The sequence below is a fragment of the Heliomicrobium modesticaldum Ice1 genome (genome assembly GCF_000019165.1).
Taxonomy (GTDB): domain Bacteria; phylum Bacillota; class Desulfitobacteriia; order Heliobacteriales; family Heliobacteriaceae; genus Heliomicrobium; species Heliomicrobium modesticaldum.
In genome coordinates, this window is the sequence record NC_010337.2 from 1,029,883 (window position 1) to 1,047,686 (window position 17,804).

Genomic DNA, 17,804 nt, shown 5'->3' on the forward strand with positions numbered 1-17,804 from the left:
CCACCTCACGCCTCTGCTATGTAATGGAGCGCTTGGCGCGCGCAGCCGCTGACCCGGTAGTCCTCGTCGGCCAGGCAGTCGGTGAGCGCCTGCCGGACTGCCTCACAGAGCGCCGCCGAGGTTTTCCTTTGCTCCAGATTGTGACCTCGGTCGAGCAGGTTGAGGGCCGCCAGGCGCCCCAAGGCGCGGGCTGCTTCGGCGCGCACCCGGGCATCGGCGTCACGAACTGCTTCCACCAGTTCGGGCGCCAGTTCCCCCCGGGCCAGCAGTCCCGCTGTCTCGGCGGCCCGGGCCCGCACCGCCGCCTCGGGATCACCCAATCCCGCGCGCAGACAGGCTTCCAGGTTGTCCACCGCCTCCCCGTCGGCCGGCGGACCGAAGGAGGCCAAAACCTCCCAGGCACGTATGCGCAACAGTTCCTGTGCATCGCCGGTCATCGCCAGGAGGCGGCGCCAGATGACCGGACCGTCGACGGAACGGCGCGCCGCCAGTCCCCGCGCGGCCCGGTCGATCCAGGGGCCGCCGTCGGGACGGGCGAGCAGGCCGAGAAAAAAATCGGTCACTTGGCTATCTGCCACCTGGGCCAGGTAAGTCGTCGCCGCCAGACCGACCGCAGGCGACCGGTCGAGGACAGCCGCCTGCAAGAGCGGTATCGCCTCCGGCAGCAAGAGCGGTCCCACGGCCTCGATCACCTGCTCCTTCGGTCCTGACTGGGGCGCCGCCATGACCGCCCACCAGTGCTCCTCCAACCGAAGGATGCGGGCCAACCGCCAGACAGGACTGGAAGGCGCCGCCCGGGCCGCTTCCGCCTGCACCACTTCCTGCCACCAGCGGCTGCGCTCCTCCGGCGGCGCCGCCAGCAAGCGGGTAAGCCGTCCCTGTTGGGGGACGATGCCTTCCCGGAGTTGGTATAGCATGTGGCGCACCTGTTCCGACGGTTCGTCAGCCTGGCTCTTCCCGGAAAGCCAGGTTAGCCAGCGCCGCCAAAAAGGTTCCTTGTCCTTGCCCATCACCGTTTACAAAGTGACCACATGGCTCGACCGGTTCAACATGTCCACAATGGCGTACATATTGCTCACCTTGCCGGCCACGAGCTTGTCTTTCAATCTGAAAAAGTCCAGGCAGGTGCCGCAACTGAGGATCTCGGCGCCCCGCTCCTGCAGCGCCAACAGGCTCTGTAACGTTTCCGAGCCCTCACAGGCCAGTTTGACGCCGCTGTTAAGGAAGATCACTGTCTTCGGTATCATGTCAGCCTGGGATAAGGTGTACAGGAATGACTTGACGAGCACCCTTCCCAGATCGTCATCGCCCCGGCCCAGGCGATCGGCCGTCATCAACAAAAGGGCATTCTCCTGCACCGCGAAGGTGGTCGACAGACCGACCAAGCCTTCTTCCATGACTGGCGACTCCGTCCCGGCCGCCGCGCCTGTTTCTTTGCTCATCACGATTCCCCCCCCGGAACAATTTCTGGTCAGCCGTCCCCCTCCAAAAAGGCCTTGTAGGCCCGGTACGCCATATAGATATCCGCCTTGTGGGCGACTTCAAAAGGCGCATGCATGCTCAGCAGAGGAACGCCGCAATCGAGGACATCCATCCCGTATACAGCAAGAAACTGGGCGATCGTACCGCCACCGCCCTGATCCACCTTGCCCAATTCGCCACTCTGCCACAGGATCCCTGCCTTCTGGAAAATCCGGCGCACCTCCGCCATAAATTCAGCGTTCGCCTCCGACGTGCCATACTTGCCCTTGGTGCCCGTATACCTGGCCACGGCGACGCCGAAACCCATCCGCACGGCGTTGCGCTCGTCAAGGACGCCGCCGTAGTTGGGATCCACCGCCGCCAGCACATCAGCCGAGAGCGCCTGCGTGTTGAAGAGGCATCGCCGCACGATCAACTCCGGCGGTGTCCGATCGCCTCCCGGCAGGGAAGCGTAGATCAACTCAGACAAGGCGTTTTCAAAAAAGCGCGACCGCATCCCCGTGTTGCTGTCCGAACCGGTCTCCTCTTTATCCACCAAGAGGACCGCCGCTGTGCGATCGCCGCCGGCCCGGTCGAAGAGTGCCTCCGCCGCCGTGTAGCAGCAGACGCGATCATCCTGGCCGTAGCCGCCGATAAAGGCGCGGTCAAAACCGATGTCTCGGGCGGCGCCGGCCGGCACGGCCTGCCATTCTGAAGAGAGGAAGTCCTCCTCCGTCATCGCCATGTGCTGGTGCAGGATCTCCAGCACCGCCTGCTTGTAACGGTTGGCGTCCTTTTCCGCCGCCCCATCCCCACCGCCGGCAGGCAAGCCGCCGACGAGGAGGTTCAAACCCTCGCCTTCGATGGCCTCAGAGAGCTTTTTCTCCATCTGATCCTTGGCCAGGTGAGGCAACAGATCGGTGATGGTGAAGACCGGGTCCTCAGGCGCCTCACCCAGGCTGATCCGGCGGACGCTGCCATCAGGAAAGACGGTGACGCCGTGCAGCGCCAGAGGGATAGCCAGCCATTGGTACTTCTTGATCCCCCCGTAGTAGTGGGTCTTAAAGAGGGCCATCTTCTCATCCTGATAGAGCGGGTTCGGCTTCAGGTCGATGCGCGGCGCGTCCAGGTGGGCGCCCACCAGCGACAAGCCCTCTGCCAGAGGGCGAGAACCGACGTGAACGAGCAGGATAGCCTTGTTGCGGTTGAGAAAGTAGACCTTGTCACCGACCTGGAGCCCTTGGGCCGCTTTTTCCGCAAAAGACACATAGCCTTTCGCGCGGGCTCGCTGCACCACAAATTCGACAGACTCGCGCTCCGTCTTGGCCGTCGACAGGTAACGCCGGTAGCCCTCGGCGAAGGCCATCATGTTCCGGCGTTCATCGGGGCTCAGCCGGTCCCACACCGGCTCCGTCTGCCGCGTCAAGGGCCCCTTCCCCTTTTCACCTACAAAGTTATCCAAGTCAAAGCACTCCTCTCTTTTTCCGATGAGGCCGATAAAGAAGTGGTCATTCACCGGAAAGTGTAGCCGCTAAAGCGCTCGCCAATCCACCGATTCGAATCAAAGACATAAGGCATCAGCCGCGACGATTCCAACAACGGCTGTGTCTCCACCCGCAGGGGCGAAGCCCCGGTCAGGGGACCGCCAAAAAACCAGGACAGCACCACCGCCATCACCACCCAGGCGGCCAGAGAGACGAGCACAGCGCCGAGCAGCTTGTCGGCCCTGCCGATCCAGCCGTCGCCGCGCAGGCCGATCCAGCCGGCGGCGGCGACTTTAACGGTCAGGGCGAAGACGAGAATGAGGAGCAGGAAGACGAAGCTGTTCCAGACGGAGTGGGCCACATAATTGGCCACCAACTCGGCCAGGTTCCGCACCCCTTCGGGCACGACCATGTTCAGGTCGGACAGCCGGCGCGCCATCTCCTCCTTGTAAAAGTCGGGCAGCGGCAGGTCCTTGACGACCCGCTCCAGATTCAAACTCGGCGCCACGTCCGGCTTCACCTGGGCCGCCGGGATAGACTGGGTGAAGCGCTGCAGGAAAAACCGCTGCAAAGCCGCGACAACCCTGAACTGTTGGTCGAGGAGATCGGCGATGGGCTGAAAGAGGGACGATGCCAGCGGGAAGGCGAAAAAAAAGGCACCCACCCCCATGAGGGAGGCCAGTAAACCACGGCGCCACCCTCGGTAAAAGGTGAAGGCTATCAGACTCACGATGAGGATGTCGAGGGCGTTCAAGGCGGGGGTCCCCCTTTTTTTCGCCTTCTCAAAAAATCATATCCACAGTTTCGCTGCCAGAGAATCGCAAGGGCTAAAAACCGCCTGAAAGTCCGGTAGCCTTCATCAGCTGACGGACGCTTTTGCCCTCGAAGCGGATGCAGTAGGACTGCATGATCAGGCGGTCGGCGAGGCGGTGGTTGTAAAAATTCGCCATTTCTCCGAGTTCAATGTTCATGGAAATCACCATGGGTTTGCCCATGCGCTGCCGGTCATTGACCAGTTCGAACAACTCGGTGACGACAAAATCAGTCCGCTTCTCCGTGCCAAGGTCGTCGATGATGACCAAATCAGCCGAACGAAGCGCGGCAAGCACCTCCGGCTGCCTGCCGTTGTTTTGAAAATCGAATTTCGCTTCCATGATGCTGTTCATGATCTGGCTGATGGTCCGGTAGATCACCGTCTTCCCGGCCTCCAGCAGCCGGTTGGCGATGGCGCTCGACAGGTGGGTTTTTCCCGTCCCGACGGTGCCGTAGAAGAGCAGATTGCCCTTGCCATTGCCGGCGATAATCGCAGCAGTGAAGTCTCGGCAGCGTTCAAGGGCGGTCCGCATTCTGCCTGCCAGCCCCGGATGAAGGTGTTCCTGCTGCTCATACCAGGCCAAAGAGAAGGTTTCAAAGGTCTGGTTTTTCATATCCCCGGTAAGCCCTGATTGGGCAAACGCCTCATCGATCTCTTCCTGGATCAGGCAGGGACACTTGACGCCAAAATCGATCCAACCGCGATCCTCACAGCGGGGGCAATCCCACTGAACCTCAAAGAGACTCGGGTCGACAGGCAGCCTTTTCAACAAGTCCTTGCGGGCAGCCGTCAGCTCCTGCCGCTCACGGTTGAGGCTCTCCAATTCCTCCGCCGTCAGTCGGCCAATGGCCCCTTGGACGAGGCGGATGCCTGTCAACCGCAACCGTCGATCGATAGCGGCCAGTTCCGGGTGGGCCTGATGGATCTTTTCCACGCGCCGGTCACGTTCAGCCTGTTTTTGCAGCCTTTTGTTGTCGCGGTTGATCATCGACGCCCCTCCTAGAGATCGCGGAACTGTTCATAGGCCTTCGCTTCTTCCTCATTCTTCGGCAATACGTTAACGCCAGCCATGGGACTCCGATTGGAAGGCGTCTGCGGCACCGCCGGGCGGCCGCCAAAGCCGCGCGAACGCTGCTGCCGGAAGCGTTCGATCTCTCGATCGCCATCTTCTACCGTCCGCACACCGGCCTCACGCCAACGGGAGAGGACCTTGTCCACATAATTGATGCTGGGGTTGGCCGCCCCCTTATAGGCCTCCTGGCAGGCGCGCAGAATCACCTCATGGGAAAAACCCCAGTTTTGGGACCACTTCACATAGGTGTCCCGGAAGATATCGTTGATCTTGTTGGGGCTGCCCAGCGTCAGCCACACCTCGTAGACCTTTTCCTCGAGATAGGTCTTTTTCCCAAAAAATTCGGCCAACTGGTCCCGTCCCGAAATCCCCCAAGCGGCGACCATCTCCGCCTGCCGGCGGAACTCCTGGATGGCCCGGATGCCCCCCCGAGCCGCCGCTTGCAAGAAATCGAGCAAAAAGGGCTCAGACCAGCGGTGGCGCATCTGGATCTTGCGAAGGTCGCGCGCCTCTTCCGCATTCGCCGCCCCGCCCCGCAGTTGTTGCAAAAAATGGATGAGCGGTCCGTTGTCTTCCACAGCCGATGGGGGGAGCTGGCCGCCGGCAGCCGGCCCTGTGACCGATCCCGCAGCCGACGCCGAAATGCCGGTCAGCTGCCGCTCCGTGTAGAGCTTGATGGCATCGTCCAGTTCCCGGCGCAGACTGTCCAGATCGGACCGCTCCTGATCCAGGCGCCGCCTCTCCTCCTGGAGCCGCCGTTCCTCCTCGGCCAGCCGCATCTGCAACAGGTGAAGGGACTGGTCTTTTTCCATGAGTGACAACTGCATGCGGCGGAGATCGTCGTCACGGGAGGCCAGGCGTTCCTCCCGCTCGATGAGAACCTTGCGTTCCTCATCGAGCTGCCGCCGCTCCAGCACCTGGCGGTTGCGCAGTTCTTCGAGGCGGCGGATCTCCTCCTGAACCTCTTCCATGATCAACATATACTGTCGGCTGATTTCGGCGCCGCCCATCCGGCTCTTCAAGAGTTGATCAAAAAGGGGTTCAAAGGAAAGGAAGACCCGATCTTCCTTGCATTGAACCTCCAGCAGCCCCATCTTCTTCAGCCGGGCGATCGAGTCGGCCACATGGCGCGGCAGGCTGGACGGGAGTATCCCCTCTGCTCCGGCCGAAGCCGCCCGCTCCTCGATGACGAGCAGTTCCTGGACCAGGTCATTGCTCAGTTGCAGATCCTCACGGGAATAATAGATCAAGTTATGTAAATGCAGCGCATGGTTCTCCCAGAGCAATTGCATCCATCTGGCCAAGGTCACCGGCACATCCCTCCTTTGGCATCCGGCGATACCATTGTAAACCGCCTGCCTCCGGGTGGCAAAGAGTTTTCTCGTCCGGGCGGGATCTCCCTTTTCATTATTATCCAGCCCCGTCGCCTGCCTTTTTCTCACCGATGGCCCGTTTCGCTGTCACCAGATCGGCGATCGTCGTCTTCGCGAGGACATCCAGCATGGCGCTCTGGGCACGCGCCCAGACATGGTGCAGGGGACATCCCGCTTGGTTCGGACAGGAACCGCCCCCCACCAGGCAGCGGTTGATGGCGATCGGCCCTTCGATCACCTCGATGACGGCCTGCAAGGTGATCGTCTCGGCCTCGACGGCGAGGCGGACGCCGCCGCCGGCGCCGCGCGTCGAGTCGACCCAGCCGTGACGGCTGAGGGCGGCCATGATCTGCGGCAGGAAATTGGACGGGATCGCCTGCCGTTTGGCGATATCCTTCGACAGGGTGGACTCACCGGGCGGCAACAGAGCCAGGTCCAGCAAGGCGGCGATGGCGTATTCGGCTTTGCGCGTGATCTCCACGGGAGCCCCCCTTTTTTAATATTAGCAATTCGATATTGTTATGGTGCAACGCCCTTGTCAACTGCCGAGACCATCGCGCCGCTTGCATCGCCTGCCGTCACAACCCGGCGACGACCTCTGGACGGGCCACCAGATCCTGAGCCCGCCCCACTTTTTTGCGCAACGCCTCATCCTCCTCGACGGCGCGGGCCAACTGGCGCAGCACATCCATGGTGCGGCGGGCCAGGGCGATGGCGTCGCCTTCAGCCATGTTGACCAAGGTCAGGTACTCCGTCCAGTTGACAGTCTCGATGAGGGTTTTGATCAGGTAGCAGCCCTCGGAGCGGAAATGGGGCTGAGGCAAGCCGGCCGGCACGAGATCGCGGACGCGGAAAAAGGTGTCCCGCGCTTTTTCCAGCCAGCCGCCCATATTCCGGGAGGCGCCCGTCACATGAGGCTCAAAGCGGCTTTCCTCTTGGACGACGCCGCCGATCAGCGCCGCCAGCTGCGTCTCTGTGACGTCATGGAAAAGACCCTCAAAGAGCCACTCCGTCACCAGCAGTTCCTCCACATGGAGCTTGCCCAGCACAGCGCCGCGAGGCAGCAGCGTCCCCTCCTCGGTCAGGTACTGCTTATCCTTCAGGAAGCGGACCATGCGCTCATACTCGCGGCGGATCTTGTCGATCTGGTCTTGGGCGCGGGCCAACTGCGCCTCGGCGTTATCCCAGGACTGATAAAAGCCGGACGTTTCGGTGTTCCGCTTCCGGCAGTTCGCCTGATCCTGGCGGTGGCAGCGCATGTAAGGAAGCCCGGTGAGTCGCTCGCGGATCTCGGCCTGGCGCTGAATCGCCTGGTCCAGGCGCGCCTTCAGGCGGTCGCTTTTCACCTTCTGCTGCTTCCAGGTCTTTACCTTCCGGTCAAGCATGCGCATCTCCTTGTCCAAGGTGTACCGGACGGCCGGACAGGCATCCTTGCCGACGAGATAGCAGCGGGCCGATCCCGGGCTTGTCCGCAGCTGCTCCAGCCTTTTCTGGGCCTGGCGGATCTCAGCCGACTCCTGGTAGGCCTTGAAGTTGTTCGTCAGGATCTTGTCCACCTGTTCCTTCGAATGGTGAGCGGCCAGGTTGACGACAGAGTTAAAGGAGAGGGTAAAGCGCGAACGGATCGGTTCCGGCTGCCGATCCGGCCAGTGGGGAAACCGCTCCGGCGAGTAGTTGCTGTAGTCGACGCGGACGATGACGAGGCCCTGCTCATCCATGCCCCGGCGACCGGCCCGCCCGGCCATCTGGTGGTACTCAGTGCCCGTCATGACGCGAAAGCTCTTGCCGTCGAACTTGGTCGTCGAGTCGATGCAGACGGTCCGCACCGGGTAATTGATGCCGACGGCGAAGGTCTCCGTCGCGTAGAGCAATCGGATGTGACCGCGACCGAACATCTCCTCGACGGCCTGTTTCACCACCGGCGGCAACCCGGCATGGTGGAAGGCGATGCCGCGGCTGACCATGTCCCGCATGGCCGCCCAGATCGTTGTCGCCGTCAGCCCAGGCGATCGTTCCTCCACCTCGACCAGGGACGCCTCGGCGGCCGCCCGGCCGGCCTCATCGAGAAAGGTATGGCCCTGCCAGTCCCGGGCGGCCTGTTCACAGCCGTTGCGGCTGAACAGGAAATAGAGCGCCGGCAGCAGTTCCATTGACGTCAGGCAGCCTACGAGGCTGCGGTGACTCGTCGCCGGCAGGCCGCGATAAAAGTTTTTAAAAGGCGATCGCCGCTCCCGCGCCCTCTGTTCCGCCAAGTCGGCCGCCGGCTCGGAAAACTCCTCCCAAAGCCGGATCACATCGCTGGCCTCCAAAAGACCCCTGTCCCGCTGGTAATAATAGTGCGCCAGCGGCACATGGCGGTGCAGGTAGCGCACGATAGGGATCGACCGGTCGTGGACGTGGCTCAGCCAATCGGCGATCTCCTGGATGTTAGGCACCGTCGCCGACAGCCCCAGTAAGCGGACATGGGGCGGCAGCAGGATCAGGCACTCCTCCCAGACGGCCCCCCGCTCGGGATCGTTCAGGTAGTGGATCTCGTCAAAGACCACATGGGACAGTTCGCCGGGGATGTCCTTCTCGATGAGCATGTTGCGGAAGATCTCCGTCGTCATGACCATGATCGGCCCATAGCGGTTGATCTGATGATCGCCCGTCAAGAGGCCCACATTCCCCTCGCCGTAGTAGCGGCAGTAGTCGCGATACTTCTGGTTAGACAAGGCCTTGATCGGCGCTGTGTAAAAGACGCGCCGTCCCTCCCGGATCGCCTTGTCGACGAGGTAGTCGGCGATCAGCGTCTTGCCGTTGCCCGTATGGGCCGCCACCAGGCAGTCAAACCCGTCATCGAGGGCGCTGATGGCCTCGACCTGAAAATCGTCCAACTTAAAGCCACGCCAGACCGGATTCTCCCGATGAGCTGCCGGCGGTCTGGACCTTTTCTTAGGGCGCAAGGTGCGTTGAAAGACGCGCAGATCCACCGGCAAAGCATCGACAGGCAACAACTCGCCAGGGTGGGCCTTCACCCCCGGCGCCTCGTCAATTCTCTCGCTGACTCGCTCCGTCGACACCGGCGGGCGGCTGTGTCGCTGCCTTTGCTGTGATCGATCGGAAGGATGGAACCTTCGCAAATCTATGTCTCCTTTCGCTGCCATGCCTTTTTGCCAACATCTTTCGCCCCGGCAGTCTGTCACTCCTCTTTTCTTCCTCTATCTTACCTTTATTCCGCGTAAATATAGGGGTTGCGCGGCGGCGTCTCGGCGACCATCCCTTTCAACGAGACGATCAACCCACCCGGTGTGCCGGGTCTGCGCGCCCTCTGAAAAACGCCCGTCCCCTTCACCCAATCGCCCACTTTTATCTTGTCCTCTCCTTTCATCCATCTTTCGGTATTCTCCACGGCCACGCCCATGATCACCCTGTCGGCCACACAACAGTTGATTACATAACGCCCGATATACAGCCCTTCGCCGCCAGCGGGCGCATCGACGAGAAAACCGCTGATCTCGACAGGACGGCCAACAAACCTGTCGGGATCGCGGTTGATCTCCAACAGAATCGACAAAAAGTTTTTTTCGTCAAAAAGGACCGGCTCTATCTTGGCGGGGGCGCCCTCGCGGACAGCCGGCGCATCGCCTTGCGCCGCCGGCACTCCCTCCCGGTCCGTCTGCGGCTGCCTTGCGCCGCCAAACCAAGGCAGCTCCGAATGACGGAAAGGGGCCTGCAGACCGGAGAAAAATCCGCCACCTGCCGGCGCTTCCTTCGCTTGGGCGTGGTGCAGGCTTCCGTGGACCGCATCATCGCCGCCGAGCACCTGCGCTCCCGGCAACAAGGCGAAGAGGATGGGCAGCGTCAGCAGCCCGTAGCGCGCCCCCGCTGCCAGCGGCTGAAGGAGCTGGCGGCCGGAAGAGGATGGCCAGACATCCCGCCGTTCCCGGACGATGCGGGCTGCCTGAAAGCAGGCGAGCGCCGCCAGCGTCCAGGCGGCGGCGGCAAGGGCTGGAAAGAAACGCGGATGGATGTACAGTTCGGCCCGTCCCGAATCGGCTATCCAGCCCGTCAACAAGGCCAGTGCAACAAGATACACCAGTTTTACGGCATTGACGCCCACGTCCATCCCCCCTTTACATTGCCATGATTCGGCCGTTCACCACCCAGGCGAAGAGAAACACCAGCAGCGGCAACCAGCCGAGCAGGAAGCAGACGACAGCAGGCCGGAAGGTGCGAAAGAGTACCCAGGTGTTTTTCATGTCCAGCATAGGTCCCAGGATCATGAAGGCAAGCACCGACCCCCCTGAAAAGCCGGGCGCCATGGCGCTGGCCAGGAAGGCGTCGGCGTTGGAGCAGACGGAAAGGCCGTAAGCCAGCAGCATCATGATCAGCGTCGACTGGCCGCTGTCTCTGGCCACCTCGGTCAGCCAGTCGGGCTGCAGCATCCCCTGCATGACGGCGGCGATGAGCGCTCCCGTCAAAAAGTAAGGACCAAGATCGAAAAACTCGTCGACCGCATGGTCTGCCGCCTGCCGCCACTTTGCGAGCCACCCAAACCTGCCGTGACCGTAAACGCCGCTGCGAAGATGGGCGTGGTGATCCAGCCTGCCCTGGCTGTGACCGCAGCAAGAGGTGCCTGCTCCGTGACTGCCGCTATCTTCCTCGCCGCGGATCCCGTCGCCCCGCCAAAAGAGGAAGACCAGCGCAGTCAGCCAGGCGACCAGCATAGCGCCGATCAACCGACCCAGGACCATCTCCTCATGACCGCGAAAGGCCGTGGCCGTCGAGGCGATGACGATGGGGTTGACGATCGGGGCGGCGAGCAGGAAAGCCATGCCGGCATAAAGGGGCATGCCCTTGCGCACCAGGCGCCGCACGACGGGAATGATGCCGCACTCGCAAAAAGGGAAGATGATCCCCAGCGATGAGGCCGTCAGGATGGCCGCCCAGGGCTTGGTCGGCAGCAGGCGGCGCAATCCATCGGGCGAGATAAAGACCTCCACCAGAGAGGAGACGATCACCCCCAACAACAGAAAAGGCAAAGCCTCCAGCAGGATCCCCATAAACAAAAGGGGGACCGCGCCGCCTTCAGAACGCAAGGCCAACCATGCCGCCGCAGCTACCAGCGATAGCGCCGCCAGCACCGAGACCAGCCAGGCCTGTTGGATGACCAGATGCCTCACCCGCATGACGAGAACCGTCATGCCTCATCCCCCGCTTTCCTGTAGTTTGTCCTTACATGGATACACAAAAAGCCCGGCGGCTAGACCAAAGGGTCCGCCGCCGGGCGAAAAGCTTTTATTCGTCATCCTGCAGGGTCCTCTTACCGGTGACCTACATGCTCCAAACCCTGGGCCAACAGCCCCTTCACATGCTCGTCATCGAGGGCGTAATAGACCATCTTGCCCTCTTTGCGGTATCTGACAAGGCGAAGGCCCCGCAACAGCCGCAATTGATGGGATACAGCCGACTGGCTCATGTCGAGCAGGCTGGCCAGATCGCAGACACAGAGTTCACCGAAAGAGAGGGCGTGGAGCAGCCGGCTGCGGCTGGGATCGCCCAGGGCCTTGAACAGTTGGGCCAATTCCTGGTAGGTGTCCATCGGCAACAGCCGCTCTCGCCGCTTATCGACCTGATCGGCATGGACGCAGTACTCATCACAGCGATCCATCGCAGTAGAAAGCGCCGAACCCCGCTCATCCGTTGGCATACAAAACACCCCATTCCAAGCCGCGCCTTTCGATCCGAACCGCCGCTGCCTTACACCCGAATCGCTGCACCTTTGCATCGGACTTACCGCTCCCTCACATCCGGCGACGGCCTGTCTAACTTAACTTCTCGATCGAGTCGGCCAATTCCTGCCGGCGCAAAGTTCTGGCAGGATTTTCCCGCTGCGAATCGAATACACTAGCAGAATCAGCAATCGTCATCACCAAAAGAACCTTTCGAGGAGGGATTTGCCATGACCACACCGGAAGAACGGCTGCTCGAAAACCACGAGCAAATCGTTGCAGAGATTGATGCCCTTGACCAGAAGCTATCCAAAATCCAGTGGGAGGAATCGACCCTCGAAACCCAGGAGACCTCCCTTTTGCAGCGGGTGATTGAGAACATCCTGCCGGCGCTCGATAAAATCTACCGGAGCGGGATCAAGTTCCCCATCGCCGATACAGGTCACCACTACCCGGAGATCGTCCTCATCTACGATGCGAAGAAGAAGGTCTTCTACACCCTGACCAAGAACGGCGAGATCATGGAGCGAGACTTTGTCACCCCGTCTGATGTCAACCTGTTGCCCACCTGGGTCTTCGTCTCCAAATATCCCCTCGAGCAGGTCATCGGCAACATCGCCGACGCCATCGATCGGTACCGCACCTTTATCATCGATGCAGAGCAGCGCCACGACCAGCGCAAACAGTTCCTCTCCAAGATCCCGCAACTGAAAATCCCCAACCTGTAAAGGTCTATTCCACAGCCAACGAGGGGGGTTATCCACAATTATTGTGGATTTTGGCTCTTTATCCACAGAGTTATCCACTAACTCCCCAATCTATCCCCAGTATCGACAGGATCGCGGCGATGGACAAGCGTCCGAGAAAAAATCGGTGGCACCGCAAAAAAAAAGCTGTACGCCACCCTTTTCTTTTGCTAAAATAAATCTCATGAAAACTATAAATTCAGAAAATTTGTAATTCGTAGTCACTGGGAGGGTATAGCATGCACACGGAGCGTATCCCTGTCTTCCCCGGCAATCCAAACCTGAAATCCTATGAAGAGGCCCGCGCGACCTTTCGATGGGAAGATGTGGAGCGCGAGTTCTCCTGGCACACAACGGGAAAAGTGAACATCGCTTATGAGGCGATCGACCGGAACGTGCTGGAAAAAGGCCTTGGCGACAAAGTCGCGCTGTACTACTCCGATCCTGCCCGCCAGGAGGCGATCACCTACCGGCAGATGATGGAGCAATCCAACCGCTTCGCCAACGTGCTGCGCAAGCACGGCATCGGCAAAGGGGAACGGGTCTTCATCTTCATGCCCCGCAGCCCTGAACTGTACTGGTCCTTCCTGGGCATCATCAAGGTGGGCGCCATCGCCGGTCCCCTCTTCGAAGCCTTCATGGAAGGCGCCGTCCGGGACCGCCTGGCTGACGCCGAGGCGGTCGCCATCGTCACCACGCCGGCACTGCGCAAACGCATCCCCAAGGAAGACCTGCCCCACCTGAAGCACATCTTCATGGTCGGCATTCCCGAAGGCGGTCTCGGCGAAGGCGAACTGGATTGGCACGCCGAGATGGCTGAAGCGTCGCCGGAAACGGACATCGAATGGGGCGATCGCGAAGACCCCATGCTGCTCCTTTACACCTCCGGTTCGACGGGCAAGCCCAAAGGGGTGCTCCATGTCCACAACGGCATGATCCAGCACTACCAGACGGGCAAGTGGATCCTCGACCTCCGTCCCGATGACATCTACTGGTGCACCGCCGACCCCGGTTGGGTCACCGGCATCTCCTACGGCGTCTGGGCGCCCTATCTGAACGGCGTCACTTCCGTCGTCCGCGGCGGCCGCTTCCGCCCCGACGATTGGTATAAAACCATCCAAGACTACCAGGTCAACGTCTGGTACAGCGCCCCCACCGCCTTCCGGATGCTCATGAGCGCCGGCGACGACATCGTCAAGCAGTTCGACCTCTCCTGCCTCCGCCACATCCTCTCCGTCGGCGAACCGCTCAATCCGGAGGTCATCCGCTGGGGTCTCAAGGTCTTCAACCGCCGCATCCACGACAACTGGTGGATGACCGAAACGGGCGGCCAGATCATCTCCAACTACCCTTGCATGGACATCAAACCCGGCTCCATGGGCAAGCCCTTCCCCGGCATCCACGCAGCCATCATCGATGACAAGGGCAACGAACTGCCGCCCTTGCAGATGGGCAACCTGGCCGTCAAAGCGCCTTGGCCCTCCATGATGCGCAAGATCTGGAAAAATGAGGCCAAGTACAACGAATACTTCAAGATCGAAGGCTGGTACATCTCCGGCGACTCGGCCTACATGGACGAAGAGGGATACTTCTGGTTCCAAGGCCGCATCGACGACGTGATCAACACCTCCGGCGAACGGGTCGGCCCCTTTGAGGTCGAGTCGAAGCTGGTTGAACACCCGGCTGTCGCCGAAGCCGGCGTCATCGGTAAGCCCGACCCGCTGCGCGGCGAGATCATCAAGGCCTTCATCGCCCTGCGAGAGGGCTACCTCTGGACAGAAGAGCTGAAAAAGGAGATCATCGACTTCGTCAAAAAAGGCTTGGCCGCTCATGCGGCGCCCCGCGAGATCGAGGTCCGCGACAAACTCCCCAAAACCCGTTCCGGCAAGATCATGCGCCGCGTCCTCAAGGCCTGGGAACTGGGCCTGCCGACAGGCGACCTCTCGACGATGGAAGACTGACGCTGATCACCGCCATTCTGCCATTCCCCCATTCACGCCCCACTTTGCGCCCCCGGCCACAGCGCCGGTGTGGGCGCATTTTTTTTTTGCCAGCAATCCCCGTTCTACGGCCCCCCTCGGACGGGAAACAATGAGACAAGAACGGAAAGGCCCGCGACAGGAGGACCACTCAACAGATGGATAAGGACCGTCAAAGGCCCCACTTCAAAGCGATGGCGACGAAAAGAGCCGACAAGACTGGCGAATGGGCCGGCGTCATCGATCAGCCGGCGCCGTCGGAGACGAACATGGCCGAATTCGCCGGGACGGAGTTCGCCAGCGAGTGGGCCGGCGCAGTCAACCCCGCCATCCCGGTGTTGCGGCGGAAGGAGCAAGCCAAGACCGCCGGCGCGGCCAAAGCGAACAACTGGGTGCTCGCCGCTCTGGCCGGCGTGCCGCTGATCATGGTGCTCGGCAACTCCATGCTGATCCCCGCCTTCCCTCAGATCCGCGACGCCATGGGCATCAGCCCGCTTCAGGTCGGCCTCTTGATCACCTTCTTCTCCATCCCCGCCGGCATCGCCATCCCCTTTCTGGGCTTTCTGTCCGACCGGATCGGGCGGAAAAAGATCATGGTTCCCGCGTTGCTCCTCTACGGGCTTGGCGGACTCATCTCGGGCCTGTCCCCCGTCCTGTTTCAAAAATCCTACGCCGTCATGCTGACGGGGCGGATCATCCAAGGGCTGGCTGCCGCCGGTACAGCCCCCATCGCCATGGCCTTGATCGGCGATCTCTACCAGAGCCAGTCGCGCAACAAAGCCCTGGGGGTGCTCGAGGCCACCAACGGCCTCGGCAAGGTGATCAGCCCCATCCTCGGCTCTCTGCTGGTCCTGCTCATCTGGTGGTCCCTCTTCTTCGTCTACGCCGCCCTGGCCGTTCCCGTCGCCCTAGCCATCGCCTTTCTGGTCAACGAAACGCCCTTATCGGCCCAACAGACCGGCAAAAGCTTTTCCGCCTACTTCTCCGGCGTCTCCGAACTGTTTCAGAAAAAGGCCGCCACCTTGTTGATCGCCTTTTTCGGCGGCATGCTCGCCCTCTTCACCCTTTTCGGCGTCCTCTCCTACCTCTCTGACGCCCTGGAAGCGACCTATGGGCTGCAAGGGGTCCGCAAAGGGCTTGTCCTGGCCATCCCCGTGTTGGCCTCGGCGAGCACGGCCCTGGGCACCGGCTTCTTCCTACAGAGACGGCCTCAGTACTTGAAGGCGTCCCTCCTCACCGGCCTCGGCCTCTTCTCGGTGTCGCTCATCCTATCGGCCTTGTTTCAGACCATCCCCGCCGTCCTTGCCCTGCTGGCTGTCCTCGGCCTCGGCGTAGGGCTGACGCTCCCCAGCCTGAACACCATCGTCACATCGTCCGCCTCGGAGGAGAAGCGGGGCGCTGTCACCGCCTTTTACGGCGGCGTTCGCTTCATCGGCGTCGCCCTCGGTCCACCCGTCTTCAGCCTGCTGGAAAAAAGCGGCCCCTGGGCGCTATACGGCCCCTGGGCAGCCGCCGGAGCGGCTACGCTGCTCCTCGCCTGGTTCTTCCTGAAAACACCGAAAAGCCAGGCAACCGGCGCGGCAAGTTAACCTGGCCTCAACATGCGGCCTAATCTTACACCAAAAACCAGGACTAACGGAGGAGGCAATCGGATGCACTACCGCTATCGCCGTTCTCCCGCCGGCCATCGCCGGTGGATGAAGATGATGCCCTACATGCTCGTCGGTTGGCTGGGCCTGATCATCTGGTACATCAGTCAGGTCAACCGGATGACAGAAGCCGTCACCAACATCCGCGATACCTTGCGGCTCCGACGTCGCTAGAAACCTTCACCAGCGCTCGTCACTTGCTCAACCACCCGTAGATCTGCAAAATCAGCGCCGTCAAGCCGCCGGCCATCAGCGGCCCTACGGGAATACCGCCGAAGAGGACGATGCCAAGGAGCGATCCCACGATCATCCCTACGATGATCTGTGGCTCCCCGGACAAGAGATCGATGCCTCGCTTGTTCAGGTTGGTGGCCAGGACGCCGCCAATCACGGCGATGATCCCCGGCAGGGAGGCGAAAGAGAGCAAGACCTCCCGCAGGCCGACCTTGCCGGTGGCAAAAGGCGCCAGCATGGCTAGGGTGAGCATGATCAGGCCTGTGTCGACGCCGTTTTGTTCGATCCACTCCAGCAGACCGCCCCAACCGAGATAACTCAGCGCAAGGATCGACGCGGCGGCCAAAGCAGTCATGGGAGAACGGGCGATGACACCCAGCAACAGTATGAGGATCAGCAGCACGGTCCCACCACGCAAGGCAACTCCTCCTGCGGGTCATCTGCTACTGATCTTATGCGCCCCCTTGGGTTCCATGCCATGAACTGCCACGACTGCCCTTCTCCTCCTGAGCGAAGGACAGCTCCGGCGGCAACAGGCAGACACGGGCCACCGCCTGGTAGGCCAAGACGGGGAAGCGGTCTTCCTGCAGACAGAAGGCCAGATCTGCTCCATCGCCCATCTCGACGAGCCTCCGGCCATGGACAGTCTGCGCCATCAGCGGCGCCAGTTGATGCTGATTGAATTGGAACAACTGAAAGGCTGCAATAGCCAGCTCGTTGACGACAGCCGGGCGATTTTCCCAGATGTGGCCGAGGATTTTTCCGGCCGTAATGATGTCTTCCAGAGAAAACTGCCCTTGTGTTCCTGCGCATAAAATGACCAGGTCATCGGGATCGTCCCGGATGATCCGGTTTGCCACCGTCTCGCCGTTCAACAAGCTGCCCACCAACACCTGGGCGGCTTTTCGCGCTTTATGCAGGGCCACCGTGCCGTTGGTGGTGACGAGAAAAAGCGTCTTTCCGGCGACCACATCGGTTGTGTAGGCGCGAGGGGAGTTGCCCAGAAAGACCCCGGGGAGCGGGCGTCCTTGCCCTTCTCCCCCCAGCAACACCTTGTCAGGATCCCAACTGGACGATAACACCTGTGCCTCATTCACGCTGGTCACCGGGAAGACCTGCTTGCAGCCGTTGGCCAGGGCGGTGACGATGGTGGAGGTGGCCCGCAGGGTATCGATGACCACCACGTACCTGCCTTCCAACTCATCCGGTGTAACATGTTGATGGGTGGCGATCACCTCGACGTACAAGCGACTCCCCTCCGGTTCTACCATCGCGCTC

General features: G+C 61.3%; 17 protein-coding genes. 4 read left to right on the forward strand and 13 right to left on the reverse strand.

Going from position 1 to position 17,804, the window contains the following annotated elements:
• Positions 1-5: 5 nt before the first annotated feature.
• The 11 genes from HM1_RS04590 to HM1_RS04640 form a co-directional block, all read right to left on the reverse strand.
• Positions 6-1,010 (reverse strand): HEAT repeat domain-containing protein, encoded by a 1,005-nt coding sequence (locus tag HM1_RS04590; RefSeq protein ID WP_012282130.1) that lies wholly within the window; start codon positions 1,008-1,010, stop codon positions 6-8.
• Between the two features lie 6 nt (positions 1,011-1,016).
• Positions 1,017-1,442 carry a sulfurtransferase-like selenium metabolism protein YedF gene (gene yedF / locus HM1_RS04595; protein ID WP_012282131.1) on the reverse strand — a complete coding sequence of 142 codons (426 nt, stop codon included), beginning with the start codon at positions 1,440-1,442 and terminating at the stop codon, positions 1,017-1,019.
• Positions 1,443-1,471: 29 nt separating this feature from the next.
• Positions 1,472-2,923: an aminopeptidase gene (locus HM1_RS04600; RefSeq protein WP_049754226.1), complete on the reverse strand. Its 1,452-nt coding sequence runs from the start codon at positions 2,921-2,923 to the stop codon at positions 1,472-1,474.
• A gap of 50 nt (positions 2,924-2,973) precedes the next feature.
• Positions 2,974-3,699, reverse strand: a complete 726-nt coding sequence (locus tag HM1_RS04605) for a CvpA family protein (RefSeq protein WP_012282133.1) — start codon at positions 3,697-3,699, stop codon at positions 2,974-2,976.
• 73 nt (positions 3,700-3,772) lie between these two features.
• Positions 3,773-4,747 carry an ATP-binding protein gene (locus tag HM1_RS14460; RefSeq protein WP_012282134.1) on the reverse strand — a complete coding sequence of 325 codons (975 nt, stop codon included), beginning with the start codon at positions 4,745-4,747 and terminating at the stop codon, positions 3,773-3,775.
• 11 nt (positions 4,748-4,758) lie between these two features.
• Positions 4,759-6,141, reverse strand: a complete 1,383-nt coding sequence (locus HM1_RS04615) for a DnaD domain-containing protein (protein WP_041313341.1) — start codon at positions 6,139-6,141, stop codon at positions 4,759-4,761.
• A 100-nt stretch (positions 6,142-6,241) separates the two neighbouring features.
• On the reverse strand, positions 6,242-6,685 hold the full coding sequence (locus HM1_RS04620) for an RrF2 family transcriptional regulator (RefSeq protein ID WP_012282136.1): 444 nt from the start codon (positions 6,683-6,685) through the stop codon (positions 6,242-6,244).
• 97 nt (positions 6,686-6,782) lie between these two features.
• Positions 6,783-9,326 carry a DEAD/DEAH box helicase gene (locus tag HM1_RS04625; RefSeq protein ID WP_187147807.1) on the reverse strand — a complete coding sequence of 848 codons (2,544 nt, stop codon included), beginning with the start codon at positions 9,324-9,326 and terminating at the stop codon, positions 6,783-6,785.
• Between the two features lie 89 nt (positions 9,327-9,415).
• Positions 9,416-10,306 carry a TIGR03943 family putative permease subunit gene (locus HM1_RS04630; RefSeq protein ID WP_012282138.1) on the reverse strand — a complete coding sequence of 297 codons (891 nt, stop codon included), beginning with the start codon at positions 10,304-10,306 and terminating at the stop codon, positions 9,416-9,418.
• Between the two features lie 13 nt (positions 10,307-10,319).
• Entirely contained in the window at positions 10,320-11,390 is a 1,071-nt protein-coding gene (locus HM1_RS04635) for a permease (RefSeq protein WP_012282139.1), read from the reverse strand.
• A 119-nt stretch (positions 11,391-11,509) separates the two neighbouring features.
• A complete protein-coding gene (locus tag HM1_RS04640; protein ID WP_148207084.1) occupies positions 11,510-11,896 on the reverse strand; it encodes an ArsR/SmtB family transcription factor in 387 nt (128 codons plus the stop codon).
• Between the two features lie 252 nt (positions 11,897-12,148).
• Between HM1_RS04640 and HM1_RS04645 the strand changes: the two genes are divergently transcribed.
• The 4 genes from HM1_RS04645 to HM1_RS15720 all read left to right on the forward strand — a co-directional run bounded on the left by HM1_RS04645 (position 12,149) and on the right by HM1_RS15720 (position 16,466).
• Entirely contained in the window at positions 12,149-12,646 is a 498-nt protein-coding gene (locus HM1_RS04645) for a hypothetical protein (RefSeq protein WP_012282141.1), read from the forward strand.
• Positions 12,647-12,903: 257 nt separating this feature from the next.
• Positions 12,904-14,625 carry an acetate--CoA ligase gene (gene acsA, locus HM1_RS04650; protein WP_012282143.1) on the forward strand — a complete coding sequence of 574 codons (1,722 nt, stop codon included), beginning with the start codon at positions 12,904-12,906 and terminating at the stop codon, positions 14,623-14,625.
• A 176-nt stretch (positions 14,626-14,801) separates the two neighbouring features.
• Complete coding sequence (locus tag HM1_RS04655) at positions 14,802-16,232, forward strand: MFS transporter (protein ID WP_148207085.1); 1,431 nt, start codon at positions 14,802-14,804, stop codon at positions 16,230-16,232.
• 63 nt (positions 16,233-16,295) lie between these two features.
• A complete protein-coding gene (locus tag HM1_RS15720) occupies positions 16,296-16,466 on the forward strand; it encodes a hypothetical protein (RefSeq protein WP_012282145.1) in 171 nt (56 codons plus the stop codon).
• Positions 16,467-16,485: 19 nt separating this feature from the next.
• Here HM1_RS15720 and HM1_RS04660 read toward each other — a convergent pair whose 3' ends face one another.
• A complete protein-coding gene (locus HM1_RS04660; protein ID WP_012282146.1) occupies positions 16,486-16,944 on the reverse strand; it encodes a DUF441 domain-containing protein in 459 nt (152 codons plus the stop codon).
• 34 nt (positions 16,945-16,978) lie between these two features.
• Complete coding sequence (locus HM1_RS04665; protein ID WP_012282147.1) at positions 16,979-17,797, reverse strand: 2-phosphosulfolactate phosphatase; 819 nt, start codon at positions 17,795-17,797, stop codon at positions 16,979-16,981.
• Between the last annotated feature and the right edge of the window lie 7 nt (positions 17,798-17,804).

What these genes read in the sequence shown, in the direction of transcription:
- HM1_RS15720 (WP_012282145.1), top strand. Translation starts at nt 16,296, where the DNA reads ATGCACTACCGCTATCGCCGTTCTCCCGCCGGCCATCGCCGGTGGATG.
- yedF (WP_012282131.1), bottom strand. Translation starts at nt 1,442, where the DNA reads ATGAGCAAAGAAACAGGCGCGGCGGCCGGGACGGAGTCGCCAGTCATG.
- HM1_RS14460 (WP_012282134.1), bottom strand. Translation starts at nt 4,747, where the DNA reads ATGATCAACCGCGACAACAAAAGGCTGCAAAAACAGGCTGAACGTGAC.
- HM1_RS04640 (WP_148207084.1), bottom strand. Translation starts at nt 11,896, where the DNA reads ATGCCAACGGATGAGCGGGGTTCGGCGCTTTCTACTGCGATGGATCGC.
- HM1_RS04590 (WP_012282130.1), bottom strand. Translation starts at nt 1,010, where the DNA reads ATGGGCAAGGACAAGGAACCTTTTTGGCGGCGCTGGCTAACCTGGCTT.
- HM1_RS04635 (WP_012282139.1), bottom strand. Translation starts at nt 11,390, where the DNA reads ATGACGGTTCTCGTCATGCGGGTGAGGCATCTGGTCATCCAACAGGCC.
- HM1_RS04655 (WP_148207085.1), top strand. Translation starts at nt 14,802, where the DNA reads ATGGATAAGGACCGTCAAAGGCCCCACTTCAAAGCGATGGCGACGAAA.
- acsA (WP_012282143.1), top strand. Translation starts at nt 12,904, where the DNA reads ATGCACACGGAGCGTATCCCTGTCTTCCCCGGCAATCCAAACCTGAAA.
- HM1_RS04665 (WP_012282147.1), bottom strand. Translation starts at nt 17,797, where the DNA reads ATGGTAGAACCGGAGGGGAGTCGCTTGTACGTCGAGGTGATCGCCACC.
- HM1_RS04645 (WP_012282141.1), top strand. Translation starts at nt 12,149, where the DNA reads ATGACCACACCGGAAGAACGGCTGCTCGAAAACCACGAGCAAATCGTT.